This is a genomic window from Alcaligenes phenolicus (assembly GCF_032063905.1).
GTDB classification, from domain to species: domain Bacteria; phylum Pseudomonadota; class Gammaproteobacteria; order Burkholderiales; family Burkholderiaceae_B; genus Alcaligenes; species Alcaligenes phenolicus.
This window is the reverse complement of sequence record NZ_DAMBOE010000007.1, coordinates 194288-209868: the sequence shown is the minus strand read 5'-3', so window position 1 is coordinate 209868 and position 15581 is coordinate 194288. Positions and strand designations below refer to the sequence as shown.

Sequence of the window (15581 nt, the reverse complement as noted above, 5' to 3'; positions counted from 1 at the left end):
TCCTTGCTGCCGGATGCTTGACGCACCCTCTTTATGACTTTTCCATCTTGCACTGCGGTGCAAAATGATCCTGGAACTGCTCGAATACGGTGGACACAATCTTGTTGCTCATCTGGCCCTTATCATTCGGGGCCACTTCACGCATGTAGTAGGTCTGCACCGGATATTGGTTGTTGTTAAAGGCAAAGGCGCCGCGTACGGACTCGAACGGTGCACTGCGCAAGGCTTTACGCAGGGCTTCGCGGTCGGTGGCGGCCTTGGGATCAGCCTTCAGTGCGCCATCCAGCAACAAGGCGGCGTCGTAGCCCTGGGAGGCGTACATGGAAGGCAGGCGACCGTAGGTCTTTTCAAAATCCGCCACAAAGCGTTTGTTGACCGGGTTATCCAGATCCGGCGACCACTGGGCGGCATTAGCCATACCCTTCATGGACTCGCCAATCGCGGCAATCGTGTCCTGGTCAGCCGAGAAGCCGGGGGTGTACACCGCCAGTTGCGTGGACAGGCCCGAGTTGATCAACTGCTTGATAAAAGACACGCCCATGCCGCCGGGCAGGAAGAAAAACACGGCATCCGCACCCGAAGCACGCATTTGTGCCAATTCGGCGGCGTAATCCATCTGGCCGACCTTCACATAGACTTCATCGGCAATCTCGCCCTTGAACAGACGCTTGAAGCCTTCAATGGACTCACGACCACCGGGGTAGTTAGGGGCGATCAAATAGACTTTCTTGTGCGCCTGATCGGTCACGTACTTGCCCATGGCAGCGGGAATATCCTCGTTCTGCCAGGACACGCTGAAGAAATTGGGGTGGCAACGCTCGCCCGCGTAATCGGCCGGGCCGGTGTTGGCGGAAATGTAGACCGTGTCACTGTTCAAAATCGTCGGCATCACAGGCAGCAGCACATTGGAGAAGGCCATGCCGGTAATCACATCGACCTTGTCGCGCTTGACCAGACGGTCCACCGCCTGGCGGCCTTCCATTGGTTTTTGCTGATCATCCAGCACCGTCAAGGCCACATCCACACCGCCGAGCTTGCCACCCGAGTGGTTCAGGCCCAGCTCGAAACCATCACGGATTTCTGCGCCAATGGCTGCACCAGGGCCAGACAAGGTGGTTAGCAGCCCCACCTTGAATACTTCCTGACTGGATGCCGGGCTACAGGCCAGGGCCAAGGCCAGCGTGCTCATACAGAACGCCACTTGTTTTTTCATGTTTGTCTCCGTCCTCTGTCTTTCAAAAAACTGGACTTTAGTTCTGCCTTGGACCACCCCCAATACGCCGGAAGCTGTGTACCACTGACGCCTGTGATTTTTGCGGCGCTTGCCCTGCAAGCCAGAGAAGACGGGCCCAAGGGACTACGTGAATACAGCAATTCCCAGTCGTATCCCAATCTGCTAAGGTGCCGGGACAGGACTACTGTTTTAGGTTTGAAATACATTAGACCGGCGCAGAATGGGCGGCTATCCAGATATGGCAAGCCTTATCCGGAACCGGCAAAAATTTGGAGACACACATCATGCAAGCGTGGTTTATGTCAGGGCTGGCCCCCTTGCAACACAGTGCGCCGCGCTTTGAATCGCGCTGCCCGGACCAGACACGCAGCGAGACGGCCGGTTTTTTAACCGAGCACCGCTTGACCTGGAATGACGGCCCGGTCGACGCTTCCCTGCGCTATGCCAGCAGCCACAGTTTTTCCTTTGTCTTGCTGAAATATGGCGCGGCGGTGCAGGTATCGCCGGGGATTCTGGAAGATTTCCTGCTGTTTCAGGTGCCTATACAGGGACGATCCTGTATTCGGGTTGGTCGGGAGTACGTCCAGGCCAACCCTAAAATCGCCAGCGTGATCTCCCCTTCCCTGCAGGTTGAACTGGATTGGGAACAGGGTTGTGAACAGTTTTTAGTGAAGATTCCGCGCCACCGGCTGGAAGAAGTGGCCCGTCAGACCTTGGGCTTGAGCCTGGATCGGCCCATTGAATTTGCCGCTGGCATGTCTCTGGATTCGCCGCACGGCTGCGCCTGGCAGCACCAGATTGGCAGCTTGCTGGCTTACGGCGGGCATTTGCCGCCGGAAATGGATCAGTGGTCGCGTCAGGCCGAGGACAATCTTTTGCTGCATCTGTTTCATACCCAGCCGGGTAACTACAGCCAGCAATTGCAGCAAAGCGTGCGCCCGGCCAGTTCGCGCCGGGTACAAAGAGCCGAGGATTTCATGCGGGCCAGCCTGGACGAGGCCCTGACATTGGAGCAGATTGCCACCGCGGCCTGCGCCAGTGTGCGCAGCCTGACCTTGGCCTTTCGCAACGAACGGGGGCTGAGCCCCATGCAGTTTTTAAAGCAGATTCGTCTGGAAGCGGCCCAGCAAGCCATTCGTCATGCCGTGCCGGGCACCCAGGTCAGCGAGATTGCCTTGCGCTGCGGGTTCAACCATTTCGGCCGCTTCTGTGCAGACTACAAGTCCCGCTTCGGGCGTTCGCCCTCGCAGGACTTGCGTATCGTGGATTAGTCCTTCAAGGCTTTGCCAGGAACCCACACACGACCGTCAAACAGGCGACGCGCCGTACGATAGAAAGAACCGGCCTTGGCAAACCACTGGCCGTCTTTCTTTTCCACTTCCGCGCCCACTGTCAGCACACCGGAAGGCATGCCCAGACGCAGCGGACCTTGAGGGGCAACCGAGTCAGACAGACATTGCGAAGGCAGGCTGCCCGTCAAACGAGCAGCCACAGCGGTGCACAGCGAGATAGTCAAGGGCAAGGCGCGGTGCGGCTGGCCATTGGAAATCACGCGGGCAACCAGATCAATCTCTTTGGCAGGAACCACGTCGCCAGACAAGGTGGGATTGTCCTGAGCCGGCGACACGATGCAAACAAAGGGCACGATGCGAATCTGACGTGCCGCTTCCACATCGGGAGCAATGCCCATGCGTACCGAAGCCTGCACACGAATTGCGTCCAAACGCTCCAGCACTTCGGGGTGGGCTTCCAGCCAGTCGGGCAACTCCAGACCGGTCAGGCCTACATCAGCCGCGCGTACAAACACCGCTGCGTTAGCCGCGTCCACCAGCGACACCTCGATACGGCCTACGCCGGGCACATCCAGCCACTCGGTCAATTCACCGCTAGGCAGCAAGGAACCAGTAGAGGCACCACCTGGTTCTACAAAGTCCAGACGGATAGGCGAACCCGTGCCGCCGACGCCAGGGATCGACAAATCGCCGTCATAACGGGGCTGACCATCCTCCACGGTGAAGTGGGCGTGAATGATCTTGTTGGTGTTGGTATTCAGAATGCGTACACACGCTTCGCCATCCTCAACCTTGACCATGCCCTGCTCTACTGCGTAAGGGCCGACGGCCGAGCTCATATTGCCGCAGTTGCCACGGTAATCCACCTTTTCTTCCTTGATGGCTACTTGCGCAAAGGTGTAGTCCACGTCCGCGTCCGGATGGCTGGACGGGCCGATAATACAAACCTTGGACAAGGAAGAAACACCACCGCCCATACCATCCAGTTGGCGGCCGTAAGGGTCCGGCGTGCCCATGGCGGCAGAAAACAGAGGCGTCCAGTCGTCGCGCTCGGCCGGCAGGTCTGCAATATTGAGCATCAAGGCTTTGCTGGTGCCACCACGCATGAACACGGCGGGAAGGGATTTTTGCTTCATCACGTTATTCCTGGTTCCTGGCTTGCGCCATTAAAGAAAATTGCGCCGTCTCCTCCATGGGTTCGGCGTGAGAGACCATCGATTCACTAAAAGCGCCGGGCTGGCTGCTGCGTTGCTGCTGCTGCCGCTCCAGCTGCTGTACTTTCTCTTCACTGGCATTGCCCAGATGGCGGGCCAGCAGGGCGGAGGCCTGAGCGCGTTCGCCCTTTTCCAGCAAATCCAGAATTGCCAGATGCTCCAGACATTGGCGACGAATACGTTCCCGATCCAGGGTTTCCTGATATTCCAGCAAACGCCGCAACTGGTTCTGGCGTGTCACGGTCTGGGCGATAAAGCGGTTACCGGACAAGGAGGCCAAGGCTTCATGGAAGGTGGCATTGGCCTGATACATTTCCGCGTGTCCGGCATGACGCCAGCCCCCGTCGGCCAGGGCTTGTTGTTGCAAACGCACCCGGCGCAAGACGGTGGAGTCAATGGCAAAGCCCGGCAGCAGCATGGCCGCTGGTTCCAGCATCTGACGCAAGGTATAGCTTTCTTCGCAGGCCTGGGGGCCATCAATCATGGGCAGGAAAGACCAGCCTTTGCTGGCGCGCTGTTCCATCCAGCCTTCATTGGCAGCACGAGCCAGAATGCGGCGCACACGCTCGCGCGTCAGACCATAGCGGCGCATGGCGTCGTTTTCCGACAAGGTATCGCCCCAAATGCCGGATAGCTTGTCACGGGCCAGTTGCAGATAGATCTGGTCGTCCTGGCTGGTACCCAGTTCTTCTTCGATCACACCAAGCTGGTCGGCCCCTTTCAACAGATACAGACCACGTCGGGGCGGCTGTGCGCCCACAATGCCTTTTCCCGCCAGATAGGCAAGTGCGCCGCGTATGGGCGAGCGCGAAGCTCCCAGCGCTTCGGCCAGCGATTGTTCCGTCAAATGATGCCCGGCCTGCAAATGCCCGGCCCGCACGTAGTCCAGCAGGCGATGCGCCAAAGTGACATGCAAAGAATTGGATTGGCTTTTCATGCCGACATTCCTAAAAATCGAAGCGATCCTGGATCGTTTTATTGTATTATATACAAACAAAATACAATTTAATTGTTTTATCAAGGCTCCAGACGCATAATTTTATTGATTATTCTTGCTCAGGTTGGCCCCGCTTTCCTGGCTTCTTATTACGGATGAATCGTTTGCCATGTCTCAGTCTCTTGCCCTAGAAACGCTGTCCCTGAACGGACGTTCCGTACGTTACGTTCCTATCGCCGACATCCCCGGTATTGAAAAGCTGCCATACTCGCTGCGCGTTCTGCTGGAAAACCTCTGTCGTCAAAAGGCCGTACGTCACGCCGACGTGGATCAGGAAATTGAGTCCCTGCTCCAGCGCAAGGTGGGCGACGGCATCACCTTCTACCCTGCCCGCGTATTTGGTCAGGACATTCTGGGTTTGGTGATGCTGCTGGACATGGCCGCCTTGCGCGAAGGCGTACAAGCAGCCGGTGGTGACGCCAGCCGCGTGCGCCCTCAAGTCCCTATCGACGTGATTATTGACCACTCCCTGCAAGTGGACAGCTGGGCCAACCCCAAGGCAGCCGACATCAACCTGGCACGTGAATACCAACGTAACGGCGAGCGCTTTGCCTTCCTGCGCTGGTGTTCCAGCAACTTTGACGGCGTGAAAGTGGTGCCGCCCGGCAAAGGCATCATGCACCAATTGCACATCGAGCATATTGGTCAGGTTGTCTGGACCGAAAAAGGCAAGGACGTGGATCTGGTCTACCCCGACAGCTGTGTCGGGACCGACAGCCACACGCCTATGGTTAACGGCCTGGGCATTCTGGGCTGGGGCGTGGGCGGTATTGAAGCCGAAGCCGTGATGGTAGGCCTGCCCGTCGCCATCGCCCTGCCTGCCGTGGTGGGTATCGAGCTGACCGGCAAGCTCAATGACGGCGTGCTGCCTACCGATCTGGTTCTGGTCATTACGCAAAAACTGCGCGAACTGGGCGTGGTGGGCAAGTTTGTCGAATTCTTTGGCCCCAGCGTGGACGAGCTGTCCCTGGGCGACCGTGGCATGATCGCCAATATGGCACCAGAGTACGGCGCAACTGCGGTGTTCTTCCCCATCGACGACGCTGCCCTGCACTACATGCACATGACAGGCCGTCCACAAGAACAGATTGATCTGGTCGAGCAATACAGCAAGGTTCAAAAACTGTGGCGCGACCCGGCCGCTCCCGCTCCTGTTTACGACACCGTGTTGAAACTGGACCTGAGCAGCATCAAACCTAGCCTGGCTGGCCCCAGCAATCCTGAAGATCACCTGGACCTGGACACCGCTGCCCAGTCCTTCCCCGCTCATCACCAGAAAATTGCTGGCCGTCCTTACGACCCGCAACGTGCCGTACCCGTGGAAGGCGAGGACTTTGTGCTGAATGATGGCGATGTAGTCATTGCCGCCATTACCTCCTGTACCAATACCGCCAACCCCGCCAACATGATGGCCGCTGGTTTGCTGGCCCGTAACGCCGTGGCTCGTGGTTTGCGCAGCAAGCCCTGGGTCAAGACCTCGCTGGTGCCCGGTAGCCAAGTAACAGCTGACGTGCTGGAGTGCGCACAACTGCAAGACGACCTGGACGTGCTGGGTTTCAACATTGCCGGTTTTGGCTGCACCACGTGTAACGGTGGTTCGGGCCCGCTGCCTGCCAATATCGTCAACGCGATTGAATCCGAAAAGCTGATTGCCACCGCCGTACTGTCGGGCAACCGTAACTTTGAAGGCCGTATCCACGCCAACGTGCGCGCTGCTTACCTGGCATCGCCCGCCCTGGTTGTGGCCTACGCCCTGGCCGGCAACCTGAATGTGGACCTGACCCGCGACCCGCTGGGCAAGGATCAGGACGGCAAAGACGTCTACCTGAGCGACATCTGGCCCAAATCGGCAGAAGTTCAGGAAGCCATCCACGGCGCTTACGACCGTGACCTGTTCATCGAACGCTATGCCGAGCTGTACGACGGTGGCGAACCCTGGGATGCCCTGGCCCGTGAAAGCAATGGTGGCCACTATCCATGGGAAGCCGACAGTACCTACATTCGCAAACCGCCTTACTTTGACGGCTTGCAGCGCGAACCGGCCCCCGTGGCCAACCTGCGCGGCATGCGTCCGCTGGCGATTCTGGGTGACTCCATCACCACCGACCACATCTCGCCATCGGGTTCGATCAGCCTGGGTACGCCTGCTGCTGACTTCCTGCTGTCCAAGGGTGTGGAGCAAAAAGACTTCAACAACTACACCACGCGTCGTGCCAACCACGAAGTGGTCAAACGTGCGACCTTCGCCAACATCCGTCTGCGCAACAAGATTGTTCCCGGCGTGGAAGGCGGCGTCACCAAGGTGATGCCGGAAGGCGAAGTGATGCGTATTTTTGAAGCGGCCCAGACCTATCAGGAGCGTCAGGTTCCCTTGCTGGTGATTGCTGGCAAGAACTACGGTTGCGGTTCTTCCCGCGACTCCGCCGCAAAAGGCCCTGCTCTGCTGGGCGTAAAAGCGGTGGTTGCCGAAGGCTTCGAGCGTATCCACCGCACCAACCTGGTCGGTATGGGTGTGCTGCCCCTGCAGTTCCAGGACGGCACCAATGCTGACACTCTGGGTCTGGACGGCACCGAAACCTTTGATGTGAAAGGCCTGGAAGAAAACCTGGGCGTACGCTCGCAGGCCGAGCTGATCATCCATCGCCTGGATGGCAGCACCCAGTCCGTGCCCGTGATTGTGCGCCTGGATACGGTCGAGGACATGGAATACTGGCGTCATGGCGGTATCCTGCCACGCGTCTGGCGCAAGTACCTGGAGAACTAAGCCTTTGCAGACTTAGCTTGTCCAGCTAGCGGTATCAAACGCCAGGGGTCACACCCTGGCGTTCTTGTTTAACCAGCCGCAACCAATGCTCGATGCGCAGCAAGGCATGATTCGCACTTTGCTGGCGGATTTCATCCCGCGTGCCATCGAAAACAATCGTTTCCGTATAGACGACCAAAGGATCAAATTTATCCTGTGGCTTGAACAGCCAGGCAAAACATTGCGTGCCGGCCGGAATCTGCGGCTCTGCAATATCGTCAGCCACCCCCGTATTGGCAATGATCAAATTGGCCGGGGTCAATTCCGCGGCTCCTTTGGCCATGGCCCGCGCCACTGCCTCACTGCACAGATTGTTTTCTGCCAGCACCCGCTGATCAACGCCCAGGCAGCGATACTTGGCCTGCGGAGAATACGTCACAAAAGCACAATCCAATACAGCTGCCGCCCCCGCTTGGTCAGCAAGCGTGGACGCAATCAAACCTGCTGTGCAGGATTCTGCGGTTGCCAGCGTCAGCTGGGCCTCGGTCATGATTTTAACCAAGCGTGCAAGATCTACATCGTTCATGGCATACCCTCCTTATTGCTGAAACAAGGACGGTTTATTCAACCATAAAGTAAAAAAGCAGGAAACCAGCTCCTGCTTTCTGCTCACCATCTGGAACATGCGCTTACGCTGCCCAGGAACTTGATCAATCCCCAAACAGGCTGGACATATCCGTTGCTTCCAGCCCCAGATTGTTGGCCAGCGCGTCAAAACAACGCAAGGCCGCTTCTATATCTGTGTCCGCAATCCCTTCAAACAGGGGAGCACGGGATTGGCGCAGCAATTCCAACAGGCGTTCGTGAAAGTCCCGCCCTTTTTCAGTCAGACACAACAGGCGAGCGCGCTTGTCCTGCTCGTCGGGCACACGCTCCAGCAAACCGCCGGACTCCAACTGGTCGATCAGGCGCACCAGGGTGGGGCCTTCCAGACGCATCATGCGTGCCAACTGCCCTTGCCGTACGGGTTCCCCCAACTGGGCCAGATAGCGAATCGGCAGGATGGTGGCCTCGGACACGCCATAACGCACCAGCGTCTGATCCAGTTCACGACGATACAGGCGCGCCAGCACAATCATGGACAGGCCAAATCGTTCATAAAGTTGGTGATTCATCAGGAAGTCTCCACAGCGCGCGGCGTAGCATCAGGCGGGTAAGCATAAACCAGAACCGCTTGCGCCCCTTGCAAGGACTGCGCCACATCCATGATCGCCTGCCTCAATACCGTGTCGGTACAGGATTGGCTGATACGCAGCAATTGCTGGGCCAACTCCACGGGCTGATGCTCAAACCCTTCCAGCAACTCACAGACCAGCTCCACACAGGCTTGCTGCTCCGGTCCGCGTTTGGCCAGCCGCTTCAGCGCGACCACGCCATGGCCCAGGTTGATCAGGGACAGCAAACCATGGGGGGTCTGCTCGCCCATCCAGTGCCAGAGACGCACCCATTGACGCGCCACCCGCGCACGCCAGACCCGGAACAGGCGTGGGCGCGAACGCTTGATCAAGGGATACAGTTCGCGCACCACACGTCTGACCAAGGCTTGGCCACGGGGATGGGTACGGCGGGGTAAAAGAAAGAAAGCACTGCACACGACCGCGGAGCCCGCCAGCAAAGGCAAGGACTCCTTCAAGATGATGGGCCAAGTGACCGCCGCCATCCCGGCCTGACTGGCCAACTGGAAACACATATTCGCGTCCAATGCCCAGGTGGATGTGGGACGGTTGGCACGTAACAAACCGCCGATCACCAAAAAAGGAAGCACGGACAGAATGACCTGCCAGTCCGCAACCAGGTGTACCTGGACAAAGTAACGATAAAAGCTGGCTACCAGCACGCCCACGGCAATCCCGGTAAACATGGTTCGGCTCATCAGTTGCGGACGCGGCATGGAGCCCAAAATAATGGAGAACGTACACACCCCAATCGCCATCAACTCCAGCGCAGGGCTGGCCAAAGCGTAAGCGATACCACCAGCAGTGAAAGCAGCCAGGCCACTGACCAGGCCAGTGCGGATTGCCAAGGGCCAATCCACCGAAACGGCAGGCGTCGTCAGAAAACGGTGCCGTCTGGGCTGCACCCGTTCAGCGAACAAGCCCTGCTCCGCTCTTTGTATTTGTCCCATTGCACGGCGCAAGCGCGCCAGACTGATCTGCCCCTCTTGCCGCAAGGCTGTCTTGCCCAGCACCCGCAAACTCAGACCGTCCTGCAAGCGTTGTGCCTGTTCCTGCAAGTCGCGTGCATAATCCGCGGCAGGCGAGAGGCCCTGCTCCCTTTGCTGGACAATCAGCGCACTGGCGGCCAAAAGCTCAATCACGGCGTACAGAAACGCATCCACATAAGGCAGGCGTCGATAAGCATCCAGGGAGCCGGCCGCCAGAATACGGGCTTGGGCATCCAGATCTACAATCTCCTGGCGGACACGGCTCCACGAGCTCTGATCCGGCTGCTGATAAGACGGCCCCAAAGCATGAGCAGCGATGCGCAAGGCATCCGCCGCCAGGACACGTACGCGCTCGTAATACGTTTTGCGCTGACTGCGCGGCGTTGTCCGCGAGCACAGCAAGGTGGTGACCACGACCCCGATCAGCGTGCACTCCACTCGCGACAAGGCCAAATCCAGTGACGCCTCCGGAGCCAGCACCGAGGGCAAGACCACCACGCCAATCGTGATCCCCGCCAGCATGGGCAAATAAGAAAAAGCGCCCCGAAACACATGGGTCAAGGCCGAGGCCACCCCCACCACCAGGGCCATCCCCAGCAATTGCACATAAGGATTGGGCAAGTACAGGAACGCCAATCCCAAACCGGCCCCCACCAACGTTCCCAAAATCCGCCACAAAGCCCGCTCGTACACCAGCCCCCGATACGCTTGCGACAGCACCCACACCGGCATGGCAGCCCAAAACGGGTTATCAACGGAAAGCAGAACAGCGATGGTGAACGACAGCCACGCTGCCAAGGCCAAATTCAGGCCATGCAGGAGCGCAGGTCGATCCAGCTGGATCCAGGAAAATGAGGGAAGCATAAAAGGCAGGAGACAGAACAAAGGCTAAAGCATGATTATATAGATAGCTTACCTACCTATTCAATTACAGCTAGCTGAATGCCATGTTTATGGCAGCTCCAGCCCTGGCCGCCAGACATAAGCCTCAAGGCGGAACACCCTGTTTCATGCTGCACCGCAACAGCCTCCCTGGTTTCCTTCAAGCCTTTTAAAGCTAAACAATTTGCGCCCTGCCCCGCCCTTTTTCAGCCACCCTATTGTTGTTTGTTAGTTTTCATAAACTATCGCCATCCAGGCATGGTCAAACCGTACGGGAGCGTTCTATGATGTTGGCAGCCTGACCGGCAGGTACCCGAAATCCTGCCCGTCACCCCGTTTTCTTGGCAGGAGTCTTTATGCAAAAGTGGCTGACACGCTACACCGCCTTCTACATCATCATTGGCCTGACCGCCTTTTTCTTGCTGCTTTCCTTGTTCAGAAGCGCAAGCTGGCTATGGCTGGCGATACCAGGGCTGGCCCTGTGCATTCAGGGCTTGGTGGACATCACTCAAACTCGTCACGCCATTCGTCGTAACTATCCGGTTATCGGTAATCTGCGCTTTATCTTTGAAGCCATACGCCCTGAGATTCGCCAGTACTTTCTGGAAGGCGATGAGCAGCAACTGCCTTTTTCGCGGGCGGACCGCTCCCTGGTGTACCAGCGCGCCAAACAGCAGGTCGACAAGCAGCCTTTCGGTACTCACCAGGAGGTCTACAACAATGGGTACGAATGGATCAACCACTCCATGACGCCCAAGCACATCAAGGACTCACAGTTCCGTATCAAGGTGGGTGGGCCGGACTGTACCCAGCCTTATTCGCTGTCGGTGCTGAATATTTCCGCCATGAGTTTTGGGGCGCTGTCGGCCAATGCCATCCTGGCCCTGAACAAAGGCGCCAAGATGGGCAATTTTGCGCATGACACGGGCGAAGGCGGCATCAGCACCTATCACCTGCGTCATGGCGGTGATCTGATCTGGAATATTGGCTCGGGCTACTTTGGTTGCCGCGATGAACAAGGCAACTTTTCTCCCGAACGCTTTGCCGAACGTGCCACTCAGGATCACGTCAAGATGATTGAAATCAAGCTGTCGCAAGGGGCCAAACCTGGCCACGGCGGCATCTTGCCCGGCACCAAGGTCTCGCCTGAAATTGCCCTGGCACGCGGTGTGCCGGAAGGCGTGGACTGTAACTCGCCACCCAGCCACAGCGCTTTCCATTCTCCGGTGGAGCTGCTGGAATTCGTGGCCAAGCTGCGGACCTTGTCCGGTGGCAAGCCCGTGGGCTTCAAGCTCTGTATCGGACACCCCTGGGAATGGTTTGCCATTGCCAAAGCCATGCTGAAAACAGGTATCACACCGGACTTTATTGTGGTCGATGGTGCTGAAGGCGGTACCGGTGCCTCCCCCGTGGAGTTCATTGACCACGTCGGCACCCCCTTGCGCGAGGCTCTGCGCCTGGTTCATAACACGCTGGTGGGTATCGGTTTGCGCGAACAAATCCGCCTGGGTGCCTCGGGCAAGATCATCAGCGCCTTTGATATGGCCCGCATCATGGCCCTGGGTGCTGACTGGTGCAATAGCGCGCGTGGTTTCATGTTTGCCGTGGGTTGCATTCAGGCGCAGGCCTGTCATACCGACAAGTGCCCCACTGGCGTGGCGACACAAGATCCGCAACGCCAAAAAGCCCTGGTGGTTGATGACAAATCCCTGCGCGTGGCCAGCTTCCATGGCAACACGCTCAAAGCCCTGGCTGAACTATTGGGTGCGGCGGGCCTGGAACATCCGGACCAGTTACGTCCCCACCATATTGCCCGCCGTATCAGCAACGGCGAAGTGCGCGTGATGTCGGCTCTGTTCCCGGATCTGAAAAAAGGCGAACTCTTGCGCGGCCACTATCGTCAAACGATTTTCCGTGTGGGCTGGCCTATGGCCAACCCCGACTCCTTTGAACCGGCCTATAGCCTGAGCAAAGCCTTGTCGTACTTGAATGATGAAGCTGATCCTGAAGAAATCATGAAAAAACAGGATGCAGCTGACAGCGCAGGCCAAGCTCTGGCTTAACGCTGCAAGCGGCAGTCTCCCTAGTGGGACTGCCGCCGGGTCCCTACCCCCGCATCCACTTCCCCGTAAACTTCAACGCCCGACGGTCGACTCCAGCTGCTGTCTGCAGAGCGATCCGGTGTTGAACACGCCGCCAGCCCCAGCACCATGACCAAGGCGCTCAGCACCCCATAAATCTGTCGCATATCAAGCTCCTTGATGATAGGCGTCTACTGTGCCACAGAATCTGGGCAAACTGATTTCCATCTGTACTAGAATGCTCTGATCATGATCAGGCACTGCGCATTCCCCACCTCAGGTACTCGCAGCCGGTTTTTACTGGTGCTGGCAATCTGCGCCCTGCTTTTGCGTGGTCTGATCCCCAACGGCTACATGCCCAGCGCCGACCCTGCCAATGCAGCCGCGCTCAGCCTGTGCGTTCAGGGCGACCCTTTCCTGGCGCAATGGAGCAGCCAGCTCCCTGGCGGCCCAAAGCACGACGAGCAGCACAGCCTGCATGCGGCCTGTCTGTTCGCCCAGGCCCAGGCGCAAAAAGCCATGAATGATGATCCCAGCCCTGCCTGGAATCTGACACCTACACCACGACATATCTGGGACACTGCCCAACAGGCGGCGGCTCCCGTTCTTCCCCTGACGGGCCCGCCCCTGAGTGCGCGTGGTCCCCCCTCCACGCTCGTTTCCTGACCAGCCTCGGCTGCCCGGCGCAGCCATCTTATGTTGTCAATTAGCGGGATATTTCCATGAACGCCTCCTTCTCACGCCGCCAGCTCCTGCTTGCCATGCTGGCGACTCCTCTGGTCCTGAGCGCCTGCGGCGACAAGGCCCCCAAGCAGCCCGCCTTTCGCAATCTGGAAGGTGTAGACATGAGCAGTGCCGACTTTGCCAAGGATTTCAGCTTGCTGGATACCGAAGGCCAACGTCGCACCATGGCCGACTATCGCGGCAAGATCGTGCTGATCTTCTTTGGTTTTACCCAATGTCCCGACGTCTGCCCGACAGCCCTGACTCGTGCCGTCGACATCAAGGAACAGTTGGGCGAGGATGGCGACAAGCTGCAAGTCTTGTTTATCTCCATTGACCCGGAGCGCGACACGCCCGAACTGCTGCAAGCCTACATGCAGGCTTTCGACCCCAGTTTCGTGGCCCTGCGCCCCACCGAGGAAGAGCTGGCCAAAACCGCCAGCGACTTCAAAGTCTTCTATCAAAAGGTTCCTACCGGCTCCAGCTACACCATGGACCACAGCGCCTTGACCTATGTGTATGACACACAAGGCAAGTTGCAGATCGCCCTGCGTCACACGCAAACGGCTGAAGAAGCCGTGGCTGATATCCGCCAGGTACTGGCTTTGAGCAAGTGAACCCCAACAGGATTACCAACATGAAACGTACTATTGCTCGCTCTCTTTTCTCCCTGGCCGCCTTGCTGAGCCTGCCCACCCTGGCCCAGGCCGAAGTCACCGTTACCGATCCCTGGGTTCGCGCCACGGTTCCCGGCCAGCAAGCCACCGGCGCCTTCATGGTGCTGCAATCCACCGACAACGCCCAATTGCTGGGCGCCAGCAGCAGCTTGAGCAAACAGGTAGAGGTACACGAAATGGCGATGGAAAACGAAGTCATGCGCATGCGCCAGGTTGAAAAAATCGACCTGCCCGCTGGCAAGGCTGTGGAACTGAAACCCGGCGGCTACCACATCATGCTGCTGGGTCTGGACAAGCAGGTTGAGGCGGGCAGTTCCGTGGATCTCACCCTGGAAATCCAGAATGCCGCCGGTCAAAAGGAAGAGCTGAAAATCAGCGCTCCGGTCCGTGCCTTGAACACCAAGGCTGGCCAGGGTCACCAGGGCGCACACGGCCACTAAGGCCCTGTTCCCCCCCCTTCAAACCGCCTGTTTTACCGGTTTGAAGGGCTTTGTTTCAGACTTCCGGGTTTTCCATAATTGGCTGGTTTTGATTAGCTAACGTATATTGAAACCACTGACATAGTGTCAGTAAGCTGTCTGAAACACAGCTTTCCCAAACTGTCATCATGACAGTTCACCGCCGCCAGAGCGGCCCATAGGCCCTACCGCAACGGTAGGGCCTTCGTGTTTCTGCAGCAGGCTCTTTGCATATCACTAGGCCCTTGCCCGGGTCTGGAGTAAAGTTAAGACCGTAGCGTCGGTTTAACCTTGCAAGGAGTACATAGATGGCTCTAAGTCCACATGACAACAATCGCTCTGAGTTGCTACGTCAACTGCCCTTGAAACCAGGATGGTTTATTGGTCTGGGCATCGCCCTGATTATTCTGGGCCTGATCGCCTTGATCTACGTGGTTGGCGCCACGGTTGCCAGCGTGGTGTACGTCGGCATCCTGATGACCATAGGCGGCGTGCTGCATCTGGCTCATGCATGGAGTTCCAAGGGCTGGCGCGGCTTTCTGTTCTGGAGCCTGAGCGGCATTTTGTACTTGTTCGCCGGTTTGATCGCCATCAGCAACCCTTTGGTAGGCGCCACCGTCCTGACCCTGATTTTTGGCGCATTTCTGATTGCCTCCGGCGCGTTTCGCCTCTGGATCTGGTTTCAGAACCGGGCCCAGGCAGGTGGCGGCTGGATGGCCTTTTCCGGCCTGATTACGCTGGCAGCCGGTTTGATCATTGCCGCAGGCTGGCCCGGCAATAGCGTATGGATTCTGGGCCTGATTCTGGGCATTGATTTGCTGACCCAAGGTTGGGCCAGCTTGTTGATTGGTATGGCTATCAAACGCAATCAAAACTAAACCATCGGCCAGGATCAAACCACTGCGTCGGCTTTGATCTCTGCTGACTAAATCACTGCAAATCGCTTCAAAAAAATGCCCGACCAGAATCGGCTTCCGGTCGGGCATTTTGCTATCTTGACCTCCAACCCTCAGGGTAGACCTGCTACCAAGCTGCTGAGTCTGCAACTCAAGCGGC

General features: G+C 57.9%; 14 protein-coding genes. 7 read left to right on the top strand and 7 right to left on the bottom strand.

The annotated features are described in order from the left end of the window. Window positions 1-31: 31 nt before the first annotated feature. Window positions 32-1213 (bottom strand): ABC transporter substrate-binding protein, encoded by a 1182-nt coding sequence (locus tag U2949_RS15050; RefSeq protein WP_009460946.1) that lies wholly within the window; start codon window positions 1211-1213, stop codon window positions 32-34. A gap of 305 nt (window positions 1214-1518) precedes the next feature. On the opposite strand from U2949_RS15050, the gene U2949_RS15045 reads away from it, so the two are divergent. After that, window positions 1519-2505, top strand: a complete 987-nt coding sequence (locus U2949_RS15045) for an AraC-like ligand-binding domain-containing protein (protein ID WP_026484711.1) — start codon at window positions 1519-1521, stop codon at window positions 2503-2505. Here the strand turns inward: U2949_RS15045 and U2949_RS15040 are convergent. Then, window positions 2502-3662: a 2-methylaconitate cis-trans isomerase PrpF family protein gene (locus tag U2949_RS15040; protein ID WP_009460950.1), complete on the bottom strand. Its 1161-nt coding sequence runs from the start codon at window positions 3660-3662 to the stop codon at window positions 2502-2504. The genes U2949_RS15045 and U2949_RS15040 overlap by 4 nt on opposite strands. A gap of 4 nt (window positions 3663-3666) precedes the next feature. Next, window positions 3667-4677: a GntR family transcriptional regulator gene (locus U2949_RS15035; protein WP_026484712.1), complete on the bottom strand. Its 1011-nt coding sequence runs from the start codon at window positions 4675-4677 to the stop codon at window positions 3667-3669. A 169-nt stretch (window positions 4678-4846) separates the two neighbouring features. Here U2949_RS15035 and acnA point away from each other — a divergent pair, with 169 nt between their 5' ends. Continuing rightward, window positions 4847-7501, top strand: coding sequence for an aconitate hydratase AcnA (gene acnA / locus U2949_RS15030; RefSeq protein ID WP_321288562.1), 2655 nt, complete (start codon window positions 4847-4849; stop codon window positions 7499-7501). Between the two features lie 34 nt (window positions 7502-7535). Here acnA and U2949_RS15025 read toward each other — a convergent pair whose 3' ends face one another. The 3 genes from U2949_RS15025 to U2949_RS15015 all read right to left on the bottom strand — a co-directional run bounded on the left by U2949_RS15025 (window position 7536) and on the right by U2949_RS15015 (window position 10568). Further along, complete coding sequence (locus U2949_RS15025; protein WP_026484714.1) at window positions 7536-8066, bottom strand: CinA family protein; 531 nt, start codon at window positions 8064-8066, stop codon at window positions 7536-7538. A 124-nt stretch (window positions 8067-8190) separates the two neighbouring features. Beyond that, window positions 8191-8655 carry a MarR family winged helix-turn-helix transcriptional regulator gene (locus U2949_RS15020; RefSeq protein WP_257724294.1) on the bottom strand — a complete coding sequence of 155 codons (465 nt, stop codon included), beginning with the start codon at window positions 8653-8655 and terminating at the stop codon, window positions 8191-8193. Beyond that, the gene (locus U2949_RS15015; RefSeq protein WP_321288558.1) at window positions 8655-10568 is read right to left on the bottom strand and encodes an FUSC family protein; all 1914 of its coding nucleotides are present in this window, start codon (window positions 10566-10568) and stop codon (window positions 8655-8657) included. Before U2949_RS15015 ends, U2949_RS15020 begins: the two co-directional genes overlap by 1 nt. Window positions 10569-10942: 374 nt before the next feature. On the opposite strand from U2949_RS15015, the gene U2949_RS15010 reads away from it, so the two are divergent. Next, on the top strand, window positions 10943-12649 hold the full coding sequence (locus U2949_RS15010) for an FMN-binding glutamate synthase family protein (RefSeq protein WP_009460959.1): 1707 nt from the start codon (window positions 10943-10945) through the stop codon (window positions 12647-12649). Between the two features lie 20 nt (window positions 12650-12669). On the opposite strand, the gene U2949_RS15005 is transcribed toward U2949_RS15010, so the two are convergent. Then, on the bottom strand, window positions 12670-12834 hold the full coding sequence (locus U2949_RS15005; RefSeq protein WP_155624338.1) for a hypothetical protein: 165 nt from the start codon (window positions 12832-12834) through the stop codon (window positions 12670-12672). Between the two features lie 82 nt (window positions 12835-12916). Here U2949_RS15005 and U2949_RS15000 point away from each other — a divergent pair, with 82 nt between their 5' ends. The 4 genes from U2949_RS15000 (at window position 12917) to U2949_RS14985 (ending at window position 15403) form a co-directional block, all read left to right on the top strand. Next, window positions 12917-13333: a hypothetical protein gene (locus tag U2949_RS15000; protein ID WP_035275337.1), complete on the top strand. Its 417-nt coding sequence runs from the start codon at window positions 12917-12919 to the stop codon at window positions 13331-13333. A 56-nt stretch (window positions 13334-13389) separates the two neighbouring features. After that, complete coding sequence (locus tag U2949_RS14995; protein ID WP_026484718.1) at window positions 13390-14007, top strand: SCO family protein; 618 nt, start codon at window positions 13390-13392, stop codon at window positions 14005-14007. A gap of 20 nt (window positions 14008-14027) precedes the next feature. Next, on the top strand, window positions 14028-14507 hold the full coding sequence (locus U2949_RS14990; protein WP_021446778.1) for a copper chaperone PCu(A)C: 480 nt from the start codon (window positions 14028-14030) through the stop codon (window positions 14505-14507). A gap of 326 nt (window positions 14508-14833) precedes the next feature. After that, a complete protein-coding gene (locus U2949_RS14985) occupies window positions 14834-15403 on the top strand; it encodes an HdeD family acid-resistance protein (RefSeq protein WP_009460967.1) in 570 nt (189 codons plus the stop codon). Window positions 15404-15581 lie beyond the last annotated feature (178 nt).

Coding starts and splice junctions, on each gene's coding strand:
- U2949_RS14995 (WP_026484718.1), top strand. CDS start 13,390: ATGAACGCCTCCTTCTCACGCCGCCAGCTCCTGCTTGCCATGCTGGCG.
- acnA (WP_321288562.1), top strand. CDS start 4,847: ATGTCTCAGTCTCTTGCCCTAGAAACGCTGTCCCTGAACGGACGTTCC.
- U2949_RS15000 (WP_035275337.1), top strand. CDS start 12,917: ATGATCAGGCACTGCGCATTCCCCACCTCAGGTACTCGCAGCCGGTTT.
- U2949_RS15045 (WP_026484711.1), top strand. CDS start 1,519: ATGCAAGCGTGGTTTATGTCAGGGCTGGCCCCCTTGCAACACAGTGCG.
- U2949_RS15035 (WP_026484712.1), bottom strand. CDS start 4,677: ATGAAAAGCCAATCCAATTCTTTGCATGTCACTTTGGCGCATCGCCTG.
- U2949_RS15010 (WP_009460959.1), top strand. CDS start 10,943: ATGCAAAAGTGGCTGACACGCTACACCGCCTTCTACATCATCATTGGC.
- U2949_RS15025 (WP_026484714.1), bottom strand. CDS start 8,066: ATGAACGATGTAGATCTTGCACGCTTGGTTAAAATCATGACCGAGGCC.
- U2949_RS14985 (WP_009460967.1), top strand. CDS start 14,834: ATGGCTCTAAGTCCACATGACAACAATCGCTCTGAGTTGCTACGTCAA.
- U2949_RS14990 (WP_021446778.1), top strand. CDS start 14,028: ATGAAACGTACTATTGCTCGCTCTCTTTTCTCCCTGGCCGCCTTGCTG.
- U2949_RS15015 (WP_321288558.1), bottom strand. CDS start 10,568: ATGCTTCCCTCATTTTCCTGGATCCAGCTGGATCGACCTGCGCTCCTG.
- U2949_RS15020 (WP_257724294.1), bottom strand. CDS start 8,655: ATGAATCACCAACTTTATGAACGATTTGGCCTGTCCATGATTGTGCTG.
- U2949_RS15050 (WP_009460946.1), bottom strand. CDS start 1,213: ATGAAAAAACAAGTGGCGTTCTGTATGAGCACGCTGGCCTTGGCCCTG.
- U2949_RS15040 (WP_009460950.1), bottom strand. CDS start 3,662: ATGAAGCAAAAATCCCTTCCCGCCGTGTTCATGCGTGGTGGCACCAGC.
- U2949_RS15005 (WP_155624338.1), bottom strand. CDS start 12,834: ATGCGACAGATTTATGGGGTGCTGAGCGCCTTGGTCATGGTGCTGGGG.